This is a genomic window from Kitasatospora sp. NPDC101155 (assembly GCF_044768305.1).
GTDB lineage: Bacteria > Actinomycetota > Actinomycetes > Streptomycetales > Streptomycetaceae > Kitasatospora.
Genome location: NZ_JBIWPN010000062.1, coordinates 21677 through 37175, shown reverse-complemented (window position 1 = coordinate 37175; position 15499 = coordinate 21677). Strand labels below are relative to the sequence as shown.

At 70.9% G+C, this 15499-nt stretch carries 17 protein-coding genes; 8 read left to right on the top strand and 9 right to left on the bottom strand.

Annotated elements, in window-relative coordinates:
- Positions 1-394: 394 nt before the first annotated feature.
- Both ACIRYZ_RS41455 and ACIRYZ_RS41450 read right to left on the bottom strand, forming a co-directional pair.
- Complete coding sequence (locus tag ACIRYZ_RS41455; protein ID WP_402953829.1) at positions 395-1450, bottom strand: hypothetical protein; 1056 nt, start codon at positions 1448-1450, stop codon at positions 395-397.
- A 101-nt stretch (positions 1451-1551) separates the two neighbouring features.
- Positions 1552-1896: a hypothetical protein gene (locus tag ACIRYZ_RS41450; protein WP_402953828.1), complete on the bottom strand. Its 345-nt coding sequence runs from the start codon at positions 1894-1896 to the stop codon at positions 1552-1554.
- Between the two features lie 235 nt (positions 1897-2131).
- On the opposite strand from ACIRYZ_RS41450, the gene ACIRYZ_RS41445 reads away from it, so the two are divergent.
- Positions 2132-2584, top strand: coding sequence for a DUF6210 family protein (locus ACIRYZ_RS41445; RefSeq protein WP_402953827.1), 453 nt, complete (start codon positions 2132-2134; stop codon positions 2582-2584).
- 1082 nt (positions 2585-3666) lie between these two features.
- On the opposite strand, the gene ACIRYZ_RS41440 is transcribed toward ACIRYZ_RS41445, so the two are convergent.
- Complete coding sequence (locus ACIRYZ_RS41440; protein WP_402953826.1) at positions 3667-4344, bottom strand: hypothetical protein; 678 nt, start codon at positions 4342-4344, stop codon at positions 3667-3669.
- A 245-nt stretch (positions 4345-4589) separates the two neighbouring features.
- Here ACIRYZ_RS41440 and ACIRYZ_RS41435 point away from each other — a divergent pair, with 245 nt between their 5' ends.
- Entirely contained in the window at positions 4590-5177 is a 588-nt protein-coding gene (locus ACIRYZ_RS41435; protein WP_402953825.1) for a DUF6939 family protein, read from the top strand.
- Between the two features lie 415 nt (positions 5178-5592).
- On the opposite strand, the gene ACIRYZ_RS41430 is transcribed toward ACIRYZ_RS41435, so the two are convergent.
- The 4 genes from ACIRYZ_RS41430 to ACIRYZ_RS41415 all read right to left on the bottom strand — a co-directional run bounded on the left by ACIRYZ_RS41430 (position 5593) and on the right by ACIRYZ_RS41415 (position 9283).
- Positions 5593-6261 carry a hypothetical protein gene (locus ACIRYZ_RS41430; protein WP_402953824.1) on the bottom strand — a complete coding sequence of 223 codons (669 nt, stop codon included), beginning with the start codon at positions 6259-6261 and terminating at the stop codon, positions 5593-5595.
- A 106-nt stretch (positions 6262-6367) separates the two neighbouring features.
- The gene (locus ACIRYZ_RS41425) at positions 6368-6565 is read right to left on the bottom strand and encodes a hypothetical protein (RefSeq protein WP_402953823.1); all 198 of its coding nucleotides are present in this window, start codon (positions 6563-6565) and stop codon (positions 6368-6370) included.
- Positions 6566-6582: 17 nt separating this feature from the next.
- Entirely contained in the window at positions 6583-8070 is a 1488-nt protein-coding gene (locus ACIRYZ_RS41420) for a HEAT repeat domain-containing protein (RefSeq protein WP_402953822.1), read from the bottom strand.
- A 766-nt stretch (positions 8071-8836) separates the two neighbouring features.
- Complete coding sequence (locus tag ACIRYZ_RS41415; protein WP_402953821.1) at positions 8837-9283, bottom strand: MarR family winged helix-turn-helix transcriptional regulator; 447 nt, start codon at positions 9281-9283, stop codon at positions 8837-8839.
- A gap of 59 nt (positions 9284-9342) precedes the next feature.
- On the opposite strand from ACIRYZ_RS41415, the gene ACIRYZ_RS41410 reads away from it, so the two are divergent.
- The 5 genes from ACIRYZ_RS41410 (at position 9343) to ACIRYZ_RS41390 (ending at position 12788) form a co-directional block, all read left to right on the top strand.
- Positions 9343-9696 (top strand): hypothetical protein, encoded by a 354-nt coding sequence (locus tag ACIRYZ_RS41410; protein ID WP_402953820.1) that lies wholly within the window; start codon positions 9343-9345, stop codon positions 9694-9696.
- On the top strand, positions 9693-10037 hold the full coding sequence (locus ACIRYZ_RS41405) for a YrdB family protein (protein WP_402953819.1): 345 nt from the start codon (positions 9693-9695) through the stop codon (positions 10035-10037). Before ACIRYZ_RS41410 ends, ACIRYZ_RS41405 begins: the two co-directional genes overlap by 4 nt.
- Before the next feature lie 324 nt (positions 10038-10361).
- On the top strand, positions 10362-10784 hold the full coding sequence (locus tag ACIRYZ_RS41400; protein WP_402953818.1) for a hypothetical protein: 423 nt from the start codon (positions 10362-10364) through the stop codon (positions 10782-10784).
- 132 nt (positions 10785-10916) lie between these two features.
- Positions 10917-11621: a hypothetical protein gene (locus tag ACIRYZ_RS41395; protein ID WP_402953817.1), complete on the top strand. Its 705-nt coding sequence runs from the start codon at positions 10917-10919 to the stop codon at positions 11619-11621.
- Between the two features lie 213 nt (positions 11622-11834).
- Positions 11835-12788 carry a xanthine dehydrogenase family protein molybdopterin-binding subunit gene (locus ACIRYZ_RS41390; protein ID WP_402953816.1) on the top strand — a complete coding sequence of 318 codons (954 nt, stop codon included), beginning with the start codon at positions 11835-11837 and terminating at the stop codon, positions 12786-12788.
- Here the strand turns inward: ACIRYZ_RS41390 and ACIRYZ_RS41385 are convergent.
- Positions 12785-13663 (bottom strand): ABC transporter substrate-binding protein, encoded by an 879-nt coding sequence (locus tag ACIRYZ_RS41385; RefSeq protein ID WP_402953815.1) that lies wholly within the window; start codon positions 13661-13663, stop codon positions 12785-12787. The genes ACIRYZ_RS41390 and ACIRYZ_RS41385 overlap by 4 nt on opposite strands.
- 151 nt (positions 13664-13814) lie before the next feature.
- Positions 13815-14540 (bottom strand): SDR family NAD(P)-dependent oxidoreductase, encoded by a 726-nt coding sequence (locus tag ACIRYZ_RS41380; protein WP_402953814.1) that lies wholly within the window; start codon positions 14538-14540, stop codon positions 13815-13817.
- A gap of 519 nt (positions 14541-15059) precedes the next feature.
- Between ACIRYZ_RS41380 and ACIRYZ_RS41375 the strand changes: the two genes are divergently transcribed.
- A complete protein-coding gene (locus ACIRYZ_RS41375) occupies positions 15060-15464 on the top strand; it encodes a nuclear transport factor 2 family protein (RefSeq protein WP_402953813.1) in 405 nt (134 codons plus the stop codon).
- Positions 15465-15499: the final 35 nt, after the last annotated feature.

Genomic DNA, 15499 nt, shown 5'->3' with positions numbered 1-15499 from the left:
ACACGGGCGTCCCGCAGTTCGCAGGGGAGGACGCGGCCGGGTTCTTCGCCCGGCATCTGCGCTAGTCACGGGCCGTCCCCGCCGCCGGACCGGTGGCCAGCAGGTGCACGACCGCCCCGATCACGGTGGTCCGGCCATCGGTGGTTCCGGCCGGTCGGGCCGGCACTCGGCCACCGACGCCTCCATCAGCTGGGCTCTCGCTGTGAGGCACTCGGCCCGGACCTTGCGGATCGCGCAACGTGCTCGCCGCCACCGCGATCAACCTCATCGCATCGATGCCTGGCTCACCGACACACCACCCAGCAAGACAAGAACCTCGCACCTCGCCGCACTCGACCATGGGGCGGCAGCCCAGTGCGGGACCCGGTCGGTCCGCTGCCGGTTTCCACGCACCCTACGGAGCAGTGGCCAGCAGCCCGCCGCGGTCGAGCAGCTCGTGGAGCCGAGCGACGGGCAGCGACGGGTTGGCTGCGGCACTCTCGGCCAGCTCCGGATCCTCCAAGAGGGACGAGACCAGTTCGAGGGGAAGCAGCGGATTGGCTGCCGCAGCCCGGCGGACACCGGGCTCGGGGTCGGCCAGCAGTCGGACGGGCGGCTCGGCGAGGCTGCTGTCGGCGGCGGCCAGGGTGCGGACATCCGCGTCGGCGTGGTCGAGGAGGTGCCCCAGCCCGGTGCGCGGAAGCCGGGTCAGCGTCAGCAGGTACGGGCGATGGCGCGGCACGGACATGAAGGCGTCGAGGACGATCGCCGACGGCGCCAGCGGATGGTTGAGGGCCAGCAGGTGTCGGACCTGCGGATCGGGGTCGGACGCCAAGCCCTGTACCAACTCCCCCGGCAGCCACGCGCACGTCGCGGCGACCCGGCGCAACAGCGGCTCTTCGGATACCGCGCACGCCTCGTACCAGCTCGCCTCCGGCTCCAGGAACATCTCGCCGACCGGACCGACGCACTCGGACGTGTGCCCGACGACTCGGTCGAGGGCGGCGCGCTGCGGCCAGGTCCGCGGGAGCGGCTGCAGCCGGGCCCGGGTTCGTACGGTCTCGTCCGGGTCCTCGGCGAGTACCGCCAGCAGCGCCGGATCCAGATCGGCCCTGGCGGCCACCCGCTCGCGTACCCCCGGCTCGGGGTCGCGCGCCAGCCGGGCGACGACGTCGCCGGGCGTGTGGCGGTTGGAGGCGAGCGCCCACTGGTCGCGCCCCTGTGCGAGGCACTGCTCGGCCACCGTCTGGGAGACGGCGTAGTTGACGAGCAGCAGGGACCGGTAGTGGCAGTCGCGCTCCGGCAGGGCCGCTTCCATCGCTGCCGGATCCAGGTTCCGGCTGCTCTCACGTACCGCCTCCGACACCACGGGATCCGGGTCGGTCAGGAGTGCCTCGCGCTGTGCCGGGGTGAGCCATAGCCAGAGACTGGTGGCCTGGGCCCGCAGCTCCGGGTTCGGGTGCTGGACCATCGCGCGGCGGAACGACTGCGGGATCTGCCCGGAAGACGCCAGCTCCTGCTTGATCTCGTCGGCGGTGAGCCGCTGCTCTGGCCAGTCGTCGTTCCGCGCGGTCAGCAGGGTTTCCAGGACGTCGTCGGGAGGGGCTCGGCGACCCCCAGGCGAGGGCGCGGTCCCGCGGCCAGGGCCGCGCGGACGAACGAATCCGGGTCGTCGACCAACCGTCCGCGCTGAGCCGGTGCGGCGTGCCGGTTACGGGCGAAGGCACCGCGAACCGGCCGCTCCGGGTGGGCGAGCACGGCCTCGACGACCTCTGCGGGAAGCGTCCTCTCCCCGCAGAGAACCGTCCAGGCAGCGCGCGCCTGCGGGGCCAGGAGACGCAGCAGGACCTCGGACGGAGCGGCCGGGTTGGCGGCGACGCCGCGCAACCACAGCTCGGGGAGGGACGAGGAGGACATCGGAACATCGTCGCAGTGATCGAGACACGGCATCGGCGGGGGTCATGCTCCCCCGGATTTTCCGCGGAAAATTCCGGAGCCCACCGGCCGCCGGATTCGGCATGCCGGGCGCCCGCCGAAATCCGGTGGTCCCGCGGACTCGGCCGAGGTTCGATGTCCCTGCCACCAAGGACGGCAGTCGCGCGAGCTCCTCCAGACCGCCGACCACCCCGACTCACGCCGGAGACCGACCCTGATGACGGACCAGCTTCATGACGCGACGACGGAGAAGCGGTATGTCCACCTCGACCCGGACGGGTGCGGCGGAGGCTGGATGTTCGTCATCGTGGCGGCCCCCACCGGCGTCGTCCACCAGAACCAGTGCGGCGGCTACGCCTGCGCGCAGTACGAGCAGGAGGGCTACCTCGTCCCGCTCTACGGAACGGACCTGGACGAGGACATGAACGAGATCTTCGTCGGCGAGCTGAAGAGATGGGGCACGCGTGGCCGGGAGTGGCCGGCCGGGGTGCTCGACCGGCTACGGGCGGCCGTCGACTCCCTGGGGATGTACGGCTCCGGTCACCACGACGCTCCCTACCCGCCGTCGCTGGTCCTCGACGAGTCCCGACTCTCGGAGGCGGCCGAGGCCTGGATCCCGGTCGTCACGCCCGACGGTCCCGGCGTACTGGTCTGGGAGAACTCCGACTAGCCGCTGACCGCCCCGCTCCGGGTCAACGATTTTCCGCGGAAAATTCCGGGACGCACTCCTGGCGGCGGCGACCCCATCGACGGGGTCGGCTGGCTCGCACGTTCTTCGCCGCGATCGCCGACTGTGGTTGCACGTTGCACGATCGCATTCCAATCACCGAGCCGCGCGGCCGCCAACCACTCATCCAACCGCCGCCACCACCGACTCGGCGAACAATCCAAGTCCTGTGCGAGCGTCAACGTCGCGGACGAATACACGTTCGCCAACTGTCCGGGCTTGTAGCGATCGCCGGTCTCGACACAGGGTCTCTTCACGCGAGAGGATCACCGGACCGGAGGCCGACTCCGGTCCGACACTGAGCCCCCTTCGACCCCTGAGGATCAGATTCATCCGGACGTCCAGGCCTGACCGCCCGCCATTGCGCCAGGGGCGCCGTTCCTGCGGCCGACCGATTTTCCGCGGAAAATCGGCCGGCCACGGTCGGGTGGCAACACCGTGTCCAGTGCCTCGAACCGGCGGACCGGCAACGCAACCCGGCTACCCCTGGCCCGACCGTGGAGCGCTGCCCTCAGCCCGGGCGATCACAGGGTTTCAGGTTCGACCGTTCGGTCGTGCCGGCAGCCACGGGCCGTGGCGGAACGCCGGCAGGACAGCATCACGATCGGGCTACCCGGCTTCGGGGCAACGGCCTGGCGGCAGGTGACGTGCCGCACGGTTGACTCTGGCCGGCTGCATGCGTCGGGTCCCGTCGACGGGACCCGGATTTTCCGCAGAAAATTTCGTGGTTCGAAGACCGCAGACGGCTCAGCAACTTGGGTTGTCTACAGCGTGCCGTCTCGCCGTCGGACACCTGCTCTCGCAGGCGGCCTTCGGCGGGTCCGGATTTTCCGCGGAAAATCGAAGCCGGGGGACCGCAGCTGTGGGCGTGACGGGCCGGGCCACCTCGACGCAGGCCGACTGCCGATCGCCCAGCCTCTGTCAGCTCTCCTCACCGACATCTCAGCAGGACGGTGACCCGGCCATATGGGCCGTCTCCGGCAGGCTCCGAATTTTCCGCGGAAAATCCTCCGAGCGGATCGCGATCACTCCCGGCGAACCCGGGCCGGTACCGAGAGGTGGGCCAGGTGCTCGGGCTTCCCTTCGATGCCCACGGGCGTCTCGTCGAGGTAGCGGGCACACTCCGCGTGCGTCTCGATGGTGAGGAAACCGCTCGGGTCGTAGAAGTCGACGAAGACGTTGTCGGAGACGCCGCTGGGGCCGGTGTTCGGGGGCGTCAGCTTCAGCTGGATGTTGTCGGGCCGCTCGCGGGAGCTGACCGTCCACCCCTGCCCGATCAGGGCTCGGTGGGCTTGCTCCATCGCCTCCGCGGCCTGCGGATGCGTGAGCCCGGTGAGAGTGAAGCCCGCGCTGATCGTTGCTGTGCGGGGCTCGTGCGGAGCGGTGTCCTCCAGGTCGTCGAGGACGTGGGCGAGCCCCCGTCCATGGCAGTCGTAGATGTCGGCCTTGACCCCGAGGCTGTTCCCCAGATCGAGCGCCAGCCCGTCCGGCACGCCGAGCGCGTCGTAGACGGCCATGGTGTGGTCGTTCAGATGCTCGGCGGTTGCGGCCGGATCGGCCACCGGGAACGGATCCCCCTCCCAGGCCCCGGTGACCTTCACCCCGCCGAACACCACCGCACCCGCCGCACCCACCACCGCGAAGACCGCGAGCGCGCGAGCCGCCCTGCGTCCCCGACGACGTTGCCGAAAGCCATTCCCCATGGTTCGTATCGTGGACGGCGCGGTCCGGCCGCTTCATGAGTACCCGTACTCAACTCCGCGTCCCGTATCCATTCCCCCGCCGGTACCGTGGCCCCCGGTGCGGAGGTCGCTTCCTCCCCACCGCCGACTACAGGAACGCCCACGCCGGCTGTTCCTCGGAGCCGTTCGGTTCCACGGGCAGGTGGGATGTCAGTGGCATCGGGGATGCTCTATGGCTGCTGTCATCCAAACCAGGGGGCCTTTAGGTGTCGATCCGTATCGCAAGCCGTCGCCGTGCAATGGCGTCACTGATCGCCGCGTTCCCCGGCGCCGAGATCATCGACGTGACCTCCAAGGGACCGGAACCGTGGGTGCGGTTGAGCCCGTTCTACCCGCACGGCGGTATCCCGGTTCCCTACAGCGACGGAGTGACCAGCCAGTCCGTGGAAGGGATCTGGCAAGCCCTCAAGGTTTTCCAGGACTCCGACGTCGACCCCGCGAGGCTGGGGATCACCACGATGACAGGGCTGAAGCGGACGGTTAGCCGGTACGGCCCCGTCCGAGGCCACCGAACCGGTCTGGACGGCGACCGGCTGCTGCCCTACGAAACGGCTCGACGCCGGATCTACCTGCCGGCCTACCGCTGGATCCTCGAGCACCGAGTCGCCGACCTGGTCGAGCTGCTCAGGCAAAAGGACGACGTCGTACTCCTGGACTACACCACCAACGGGGACGTCACCGACCCCACCAGCCCGCTCTCCCACGCCGCGCTCATCCAGCTGCACATCGAAGGGCGCTGGCCCGGCGAAGGTGACAGTGGGGCTTCCAACGGCATCAACGGTCGAATGGCATGAGTGCTCCCGCGCCGGGCACGTAGGTTGTGTGGCGGCGTCAGCGGCCACAGCCATGCCAGGGCGGGCCGAGCGACGCGCTCAAGAGTCGGCCTCCGCACCCCGTCAGAGCCGGCTGAGACCCGCCGATTTTCCGCGGAAAATTCTGCGGCCCCGGCAGCCTTGGCGGCGTCGTCTCTCCGAGGCATCGCTTCGTCCTCGGTTCCGGTGCTCGACGGCAGCTCCTGGACGGAACCGGATTTTCCGCGGAAAATTCTGCGGCCCCGGCAGCCTTGGCGGCGTCGTCTCTCCGAGGCATCGCTTCGTCTTCGGTTCCGGTGCTCGACGGCAGCTCCTGGACGGAACCGGATTTTCCGCGGAAAATCGCCGACTCCGATCCATGGACCGGATCCGCTGCCCGGGCCCCTTGAGGTCGCGGTCACGGGCGGCGGATCTGCGCCGGCAGGGCGAGGGCGGGCAGGTGCTCCGGCTTCCCCTCGAAGTCCACGGGGGTGTCGCTGGGGTAGCGGACGCACTCCGCGAACGCGCTGACTTCAAGGAAGCCGCTCCCGTCGTGGTACGCGACGAGGACGGTGCCGGAGACGGATCCGGGGCCGACGTTCGGCGGCTTGAGGTTCAGCCGGAGGCCGTCGAACTCCTCATAGGAGACGACCTTCCAGCCCTGCCCGGTCAAAGTCCGGCGCGCTCGCAGTGCCGCCTCCACTGCCTGCGGATGCGTGAGCCCGGTGACCGTGAAGCCCGCGCCGATCGCGGCGGTCCGGGGCTCGGACGGAGGGCTGTCAGACAGGTTGTCGAGGAAGCTCCCGAGCCCGCGCCCGTGGCAGCGGTACACGTCGGCCTTGACCCCGAGGCTGAGCTCTGGGTTCAGCACCGGTGCCTCCGGCAGGCTGAGGGCGTCGTAGGCGGCCAGTACCCGGCCGTTGAGGTGTTCGGCGGTGGCGGCCGGATCGGCCACCGGGTACGGCTCCCCCTCGACGGCCCTGCCGAGCGCCACTGCGCCGAGCACCACCGTGGCCGACAGGGCCAGGCCGGTGAGCAGGATGGCCGCCTTGCGTCGGCGACTGGGGCGCTGAGAACCGTTTTCCATGGCCCTGATCGTGCCCGGGGCCGGACAGCTGCCGCATGAGTATCCGTCCGGCCGTCACGTGGGTACGCGTACTCAACTCGTCGTTCCGAGTCTGTCGGCGAGGTTGTCAGGTGAGCATGTGGCAAGCCGTTTCGCGGAGCTGGTCGTCGAGGTGCTGCCGCCGGCCGGATAGCCAGGTGGTGTATCCGCTCATCAGGCGGCGTTCGCTGGTGGCCCAGTGCAGGAGCTGCGGTCGCAGGTGCCGGGGGTAGGGCGCTTCGATCCGGCGGAGTGTCTGGAGGGCGTGCACGCCCACGGGTCCCATGGGGTCGAGGAGCGCGGTCAGGAGGGGCCGCGACGGACGGGTCTCCGGTGATGTTCACGTGGGCCTGGGCGGCGTGCAGTCGGTACCGGGTGTTGCCGTTGTCGAGGTGGCGCTCGATCAGCGGCAGCAGTGGTGCGGCCGCCTCGCCCAGCCGGGCGGCCTCCTCCAGATGTCGTCCGGTGTCGGAGAGCCGCTGTTCCAGCAGGCGCAGGGCCGGGTGCGGGTCTGCGCCGAGGCGGGCCGCGGTCACGGCCGCAGCGACGGCGAGGGTGTCGTCGTCGGCGGTCGTCTGCGCGATGGCCTCCAGGGTGTCGAGGAGCCCGGTGCATGGCCCAGTCGCCGAAGCGGTGCAGGAGCGTCGGCGTGGGGTGGCGGTGCAGCAGGTGGATGAGGTCGGGCAGATGGGTACGGGCGGCCTCGGGGGAGAGGGCCGGGTAGAGCTCGTCGAGGCCGTGGCCGTCGGGGTGGCGCAGGGCGAGGCGCTGGTGCTCGGGGCGCTGGGTGCGGGCGGCGAGGGCGGCCAGTGCCCTCGGCCGGGGGTCGGGGATGTCGGTGAGCAGGCGCTGGTCGCCGAGGTGCCCGAGGAGTTCCTGGGCCTGTCCGTTGGTGCGTGCGTGGGGGAGGAGGCGGTCGCCGAGCGCCGGGTCGGGGTGAGAGGCGCCCGGCAGCCACCTGGCGATGGCGTCGAGGAGGGTGAACAGGTCCCAGGGGGCGTGGTCGTGCGCCAGGGCGGCGGTGAGCAGGCCGATGGTCTCGTTCTCGCGGTCGCGCCAGACCTCGGAGAGCCGCTGGGCGCGGCGTGAACCGCGGATCTGGTGGTCGCCCCGGGCGATCCAGCCGCGGGCCACGGCGGTGAGGGCGTCGGCGTCCCCGGCCAGCTCCCACAGGCGGCTGTCCACGGTCCCGATCCCGGGGGCGAACTCGCCGCTGTTGACGGAGAGCTCGGGGTCGCCGCCGGCCTCGGCCAGCACGGCGACCACCTCGGCCGGGTACGGCGCCTTCGCCCGTTCCACCAGGCCGACGGCGGCGGCCGCGCGGACAGCCGGCACCGGATCCGCGAGCGCCGAACGCAACCGGGGCTCGACAGCCCGAGCGTCGGGGTCGAGCCGGGTCAGCACGGTCAGCGCCTCCGACCGGACGGCGGCGGAGGGGTCGGACTCGAAACAGGCGGTCAGCTCGCGCAGTGCCGTCGGCAGGGTCTCGCCGGTCGCCCGGCGGGCGACTCGCACCGTGTTCCGGCGCACCTGCGGATCCCCGGTCCCGGCCAGCGCCGCGAGCACGCTCGCCCGCTTGTGGACGCCATGCACCGCGGCATGCGCGAGGAAGGGGACGGCCGTCACGGCAGCCGACGACAGCGAGCCCTGATGCAGCGCTTCGCCGAAGAACTCGTCCATGGTCTTGTGAGCCTGATCGGGGTCGCTCGAGTACAGGTCGAGTATCCAGCCCGGGACATCGCCGGCGCTCCCGTAGGCGTGTCTCAGCGACGACCAGTCGATGGTGTCCAACTCCTCAGGTGATCTTACCCGCGCACTCTAGACACCAGTAGGGACATCGGCAGGGGGGCGGGCAACCGCCGCCTCGCAGCTCACCGATTTTCCGCGGAAAATTCCTGCGCCGGCGGACTGGGACCGGACTTGGACGGAGAGGGGCCACGGGGTGCCGTCTGACGGCCCCTGAGCTCGCGACAAAACCGGCTGCCCGGGGAAACGGCGGCATGGGTCTGACGCGCCTTGACCGCCAGTGTTCGAACCAGCAATGTTCCTGATGGAGCTTGCCGAGCCGGGACCCAGCCGAGACGAGTACCGGTCACGGTGCCGATGTCAGGCAGGGGAGTCCGACAGGGCGGACATGGATGACCTGGTTGGGAGCGGGACACGACTTTGCACCCTCTGGAGTCGAGACTCCACCAATGACCGTCATTCAGCTCTTGTGCACCACGCCGTGCTGGAGGCTTTGAAGACAAAAGACACCAGTAGATCGATGATAAACAACACCGGCGCAGATGGCGGACTCATGGCCAAGCGGCGACGTGGCACCATGTGACGGCGCGCTGCTGTTCCTCGCCTTGGACGCGGCGGCCTGGCTCATCGGCCTCACCACCGACGTCGCCAGCGGTCGGGTCACCAACCCAAGCGCGTTCGACGACAGACCCCGGCGTCCTCGGTGGGCGGTTTCCACAGGCCTTCGGCTTCGAGCAGGCAGGATTCCCAGGACCGCCAGGGTGCGGTAGGAAGCCGGGGTCGGGCCGCCCGGCGCGCGCGAGGGGCTGGGTCAGTGCGGGAGGTGTTGTCCGCCGAGGAGCCGAAGGCCCTGTTCCAGTGCGCTGCGCTGAGTGTCGCTCAGGTCCGCGGTCAGTTCGTCGTCCAGGCTCCGGGCGGCATCAGCACAACGCGAGAGCAGGGTGCGGCCTTCGGGGGTGAGGTTGAGGACCTGCCGGCGGCGGTCCTGAGGATCTCGGATGCGTTCCAGGGCGCCGAGTTCCTGGAGTTGGTCGGCGAGGGCGACGACCAGGCTCGGGGCGACGCCGAGTCGCCTGGCCAGGTCCTGCTGGGAGGCGGCCGGTCCCGCGTCGAGTGCGGCCAGCAGGCCGGCGTGCTTGGGTTTGAGGCCCAGGGCCTCGACCCGCGCCGCGAACCGGTCGGCGGCCACGGCACCGAGCGTCCCCAGGTTGAAGACGATCGTGGCCCGCAGCTCTGCTGCTCCCTTGACATCACTCATGCACAGAATGATACCGTCTCATTATCGTTCACCGCTCGAATGATTTGCAGGGGGATTCAATGGACGTCCTGCTCGTCGCCAACGCCGTGGCGGCGCTCATCAGTGCCGGTTCGAGTGTCGCGGGGGTGCTTCGCCCCGGTCTCGCGCTGCCGGCGGGGGAGCCGGTCAACGCCGGGACCGACCTCTACGCCCGCGCCTACGCGGTCCGGGCCGTCCCGCTCGGGCTGGCCACCGCGCTGCTCCTGCTGACCGGCGCGCCCCACGGTGCCGCGTGGCCGATGCTGCTGGTCGCGGGGCTGGCCCAGGCCGGCGACTCCGCGATCGGCGCCCGGTACCGCAACCGCGGCATGACCTTCGGCGCCGGCGCCTTCGCTGTCCTCCACCTCGCCTCGGCCGTCTGGATCGCCCGATGACCGCCGGGACGGTTCTCGCGGCCGCGAGCGCGGCCCTCGCGTTCCTGCTGGAGATGTCCGTCTACGTCTCCGCGGGCTACTGGGGCTTCACCCGCACCGCCCGCCTGCCCCTGCGCCTCGCGCTGGCCACCGGCGCGGTGGCGCTCCTGATCGTGGCCTGGGGGCAGTTCGGCGCGCCGACCGCGACGCATCCGCTCCACGGCCCGGCCCGCGCGGTCCTGGAACTCGTCTGGTTCGGCGCGGGCGACCTGGCGCTGCTCGCCGCCAGGGGCCGCCGTGCCGCGCTCTGGTTCACCGCGGCCTGGGCACTGTCCACCGTCCTTCAGGCCGCCACGGCCTGAAGGACGGGAGGCCCTGCGGCTCCGGTGGCGGTCGGCGGAACGCTCCCGTGTTGCGCTCCGCCCGTGCGCTGAACGGGCGAAGGTGGCCCCGCGAGGCTGAGCGGCAACCCGATGTCAGACCGGCATGCCAACATCACACCACCACGAGGAGAAGGGGGAGCCACCGTGAGCTTCTTGGGGCTGTGGTGCCTGATACCCATGCACGCCGATGCCATCACTCAGTACTCGACGGACCTGGCCCCGGCCATTGAGGCCGAAGCAGCACTCCCTGCATCCAGGGACCTTCTGCAGCGGTGGCAGCAGGCGGGCAGCACGGAGGCGTTCATGGACGAGTTCCTCGACGCCGCCGGCCCGTCCGCACTGGACGAGAGGATCTGCCTCGTGTACGAGGCCTGGGAACGCGGCTACGACATGGCCCTGCCTCACCTCACGGTCGCCACTCGCAAGGCCCACCCGGCAGCCGCCATGGCCTTCGCCCTCGGACCTCAGCGCAACGCCGAACTACCCGGCTGGTTCGGAGACCTCGTCCTCACCCCCGAACAGGTCCTCCAGACCCTCCCTGCCGTCGAACGAGCCTTCACCTGGACCACCCGGACCCGGCACCAGGCCGAGCTGCTTCTCGCCGCCGCCCTCCACCCCGAAGGCGACCAGGAGGACATCGACGCCCTTCTCGACGGCGTTCCCCCGGTCTGGCGCGCCGCAGCACGCGCTGGCCGAGGCCTGCTCGGTGCGCACTTCATCCCCTGATCGGACGGCTGCTTCGACCGCAACCGCGCCCCGCTGGGCGGAGGCGACGACCTCGGCGAGATCGATGCTCATCCGAGGGCGCGGTCCGATCTGCCGCGAACCGCGGAACAGGCCCCCACTACCCTGGGGCGGGTGCTACTCGCCACCGTCCCGCGTACCGGTCTGAGCCCCGGCGGCCGGCCCGCCATCGATACGCCGTTCGGCCCGCTGCTCTTCACCACGGCCATCGGGAACACGGCCCTTCCGCCGCTGCCCGATGAACTGTTCGAGCTGCCGGGCGGCTGCACGGTGGCCCACTGGACCCGTCCCGAGGCCCGCGTCGAGCTGCTGCTGACCCCGTGCGACCCCGGGCTCGACCCTGAGAACTGGGGGCCGCTGACCGACTGCCACGCGGCGGTCTGGCGGATCGACGCCCACGTGCCGCTCGGGCGAGTGCGGTTCTCGGCGAGCCTGCCGGAACGGCTGCCGCAGGACGCCGCCGCGGGGTGGGACGGCGGACAGTCGCTGGCCGCGATCACGGTCGACGACGACAGCACCAAGCTCACCATCGGCGGCATGGACGAGGAGGCGATCTGCTGGGCTGCCGGCGCGGAGGTCCCTCGTCGGTGGGCTGAGCTGATCGACGAGGTCCACGACCGCTCGCACAGCACGTGGGGCGTGGACTCCGACCACCAGCACGGCATGATCTGGACGCTGCCCCCGCTGGAGGCCGGCGATTACTGCGAACTCCCGGTGGTGGCCGCCTGGGCTCCAGCCACGGATGAGACCGCCAACACCTGGTACGCCGTCCTGGCCTCGTCGACGGATCTGCTGCGGCAGGTTGCCGACCGCAGCTGAGGCGGAGATCCCGGCCCGGGGCCTCGGGCTACCAGTACCATCCCGCCGGCCCGACCTCAACGTTGCCGGCGGGATGCTCTGCGTCTCTACCGGTGCCCGCCGCTTCGGCTGGTGGGACCGGCCCAAGGGCGGCACCCGCGACGGGCACTGGCTCATCGGTTGCGGCATGGCCGACTGCACGCAGGGCCAGTTCCGGTTCGCCTCCAACGCCCGGTGCGGCTGCGGGCCGACGGCACCGCAACGGTCGAGGCCGGCTACACGGACATCGGCGCGGGTTCCACCACGATCTTCCCGCAGATCGCCGCGGGGACCCTCGGCATCGACATCGGCTCCGTCAAGGGGATCTTCGGCGACACGGACCTGCCGTACGCCGGTCCTACATACGGATCGGGCACCACGATCGGCATGGGCACCGCTGTCCACCTGGCCGCCAATGACGTCCTGCGCCGGCTCGCCGACGCCATGTCCTGGCCGAGCGACGAGGTGCGCGCCGACTCCGGCGCCCTCACCTGGCGCGACCAGCGCCGGTCATACGCCGACCTCCTGCGCGCGGCCGAGTTCGACGAGGTGGTCGGCAACGGCGAGATGGTGCTGCCCGGCCGTGCATCCGCCGACGGGGGAGCGCCTGGCGTCTCCTCCCGGACCTTCGGCGCCATGTTCATCGAGGTGGGCGTCGACCCGGATCTCGGCCTGCTGCGGCTGCGCCGTGCGACCGGTGTCTACAGCGTCGGTGCAGTCGTCAACGAGCGCACCGCCCGCTCCCAGCTGATCGGCGGACGGGTGTGGGGCTGGGGCATGGCAGCCACGGAGGCCAGCCGCTTCGAGCCGAAGCTGGGCCACTGGTTGTCCCAGGACCTCGCCGGCGTGCCGCTACCGGTGAACGCCGACATCCCGCCCCACATCGACATGTCCTTCGTCGACGAGTTCGATCCGCACGCCGGGCCGCTCGGAGCCAAGGGGATCGGGGAGCTGTCCGCCACCGGTATCGCAGCGGCCGTTGCCACCGCGGTGTTCGACGCGACAGGGCGGCGGGTGCGGGACCTCCCGATCACGCCCGAAAAGCTCTGGATCCCCGTATGTGAGCTCCGGGACCGTCCGGCTGTCGCCGGGATCGTGGTGAAGTGGCCGCCTGCGCCACACCTGATGCCGGCGTCGCGGTGCTCCTAGGGTGCGGCGGTCGCGGTGCGGTAGAACTCGGCTGCGGTGACGGTGGCAGGGACGCCGAGTTCGTCGGCGACCGCGCTGATCGCGGTAGCGCCGACGGCGAGGTCGGCCTGGCCGTCGGTGGTGAAGTACGGTGCGATGAACGTCTCGTAGTGGGCGCGGGCCTCGTCCGCGGTGTGTCGGCCGAGGAACGCCTGGACGTGCCGCACCGCGGTGTCGGGTTCGTGGTGGATCACCCGCAGGGCTCGCTGGTGGGCCCGTACGACGGCCTGGACCGCGGGGTCGTCCGGGTGGATGTGGGTGGGGTCGACGGCCACGCCCACGGTGGGAATCCGGAAGTGGTCGCCGATCCAGGCCAGCACCTGCCAGCCGTGCTCGGCGGCCACCGCCTCCGGTGCCATGGTGCTGCCGACCAGGGCGGCGTCGATGCCGCCGTCGTGCAGCCTGCGCAGGTCCATGCCGTAGTCGCCGGGCGCGCGGACGACGGTGTGGATGTCGCGGTCCGGGTCGAGGCCGACCCGGCGCAGCACGATCCGGGCGAAGCACCCGGGTGCGGTGTGGGGGGCATGTACCGCCAGCCGTCGGCCGGCCAGGTCGGCCAGGGAGGTCAGGCCGGGGCGGGCGAGGAACCAGAACAGCGGGTGGTGGGTGTTGACGGTGAGTGCGACCCAGGGGACGCCGTCGGCCAGTCGGGACAGCAGCGCCCGGCCGAGCCCGATGGTGGCGCCGTGGCGCAGCCGTTCCTCGTCCCAGGAGCAGCCGTCGCGCAGCGCGACGTGGACGCCCTCGTCGGCGTAGTAGCCCTGCTGGTCGGCGATGTAGGCGACCAGTTCCTCGTGCAGGCCCCGTCCGACGTAGGCGAGATCGATCGTGTACATGAACGTCTTCCTTGGTCGTGTCACTGCCGAGCGCCCGCGCGTGCCCGGCTGCCGCGCTCCACGGCGCCGAAATGAACGGTGTGCCGGATGCGGTCCGGCCGTCGACCGGACCGGGTACGGTCGGGCCCCGTGCGCGCGGGACGGCGGGGCATCAGTACATGGACATGCCGCCGTTGACCGCGGCCGTGGTGCCGGTCATGAAGGCGTTGTCCTCGCTGGCGTAGAAGGCCACCGCCTGGGCGACATCTCCCGGGCGTGCCAGGCGGCCCAAGGGGGTGGCGGCCACCTGCCGCTGCTTGTGCTCCTCGTCGATCACCTTCGCCATGCGGGTGTCCTCCACCGGACCGGGCTCGACGACGTTGACCGTGATGCCCCGCGGGCCCAGTTCCTGGGCGAGGTACCGGGCGAACTGCGCCAGTGCGGCCTTGGCCGTGCCCAGCGCGATCATGCCCTCCCGGGGCCGGCGGCTGAGGCCGGTACCGAGATAGACGATGCGACCCCAGCCCTGTTCGGTCATGGCGGGCAGAACGGCCCTGGTGACCGCGAACGCCGCACGCATCTCGCCGTCGAGCTTGCCGCCCAGTTCCTCCCACGTGATGTCCTGGAACGGCTTGATCACATACGGAGTGAGCGCGTTGTGCACGAGCACGTCGATGCCGCCCCATGCCGCCCGGACCTGCTCGACCATGCCCTCGACCGCCACTGCCTCGCGCACGTCGGCCTGTACGGCCATGGCCCGGCCGCCTGCGGCCTCGATGTCGGCCACGACCTCCCCGGCCGCCGTGCCGCTGCTGAGGTAGTTGACCACCACGCGCATGCCCCGCGCGGCCAGAAGGCGCGCGGTGGCCGCACCGATTCCGCTGCTGGCCCCTGTCACCAACGCCACCCTGCCGGCTGCCCCGGTCACGGACCCACCTCCTGCTCATCGTCGCGGGCCGTCGGCATGACCGCCCGAAGTCGTTCACCGTCGAGCCGCTGATGGACCACCGCGTCCACACGATGCTCCTCGTACCGGCGCAGCATCGCATCGCTCCGCCCCGTTGCGGCCCGAGCCGCGCCGATTGGCCCGGGCCCACGGCCTGCCGCGATCGGGAACCGCTACCACCCGCACACCGAACGGCCGCCCCGCGTGGCCTCGCCCTCCGCCCGCACCGTGCGCGACGCCGCTGCGAACCGTGACCACCGACGATCCCGTCGCCGGCCCGGGGACCAAGGGTTTCCGCGCATCACGGGTTGTCCGATCTTGATCCGCAGTGTCCTGAAGCCGAGTCGCTGCCTTGGCGATCTACGCTGTCACCGTTGCCCAATACGTTCGACGGCCCGGCGCCCTGGGGGAAGCCTCGAAGTGTTCCCAGGTCCCAGGATCGATCCGGCTGCCTGCAGAGGGGACAGTGCGATGGATGCTGACATCCGGACCAAGGCCGCAATCGAGGAACACTGGCGGGCATCGGAAGACGGGGATACCGAAGCCGAGCACGCCATCTACGCGGCGGACGCGATCCTCGACTACCCCCAGTCAGGTGAACGATTCCGGGGCCGCGCGACGATTTCGGCGCAACGTGGCGGACACCCGGCCAGTCGGCACTTCACTGTCCACCGGATCGTCGGCAGCGGGGATCTGTGGGTGAGCGAGTGCGTCATCACGTACGACGGGGTGCCCACCTACTCGGTGAGCATCATGGAATTCGCCCACGGGCATGTGGTGCACGAGACGCAGTACTTCGCGGACGCCTTCGGTTCGCCTGAATGGCGGACAGCACTCGCGGAGCCGATGCCGGGCAGGAATATCGCCAAGGCCTGAACCAGGGCCGGCTTCGATCGGCAGAAGGATCGCGC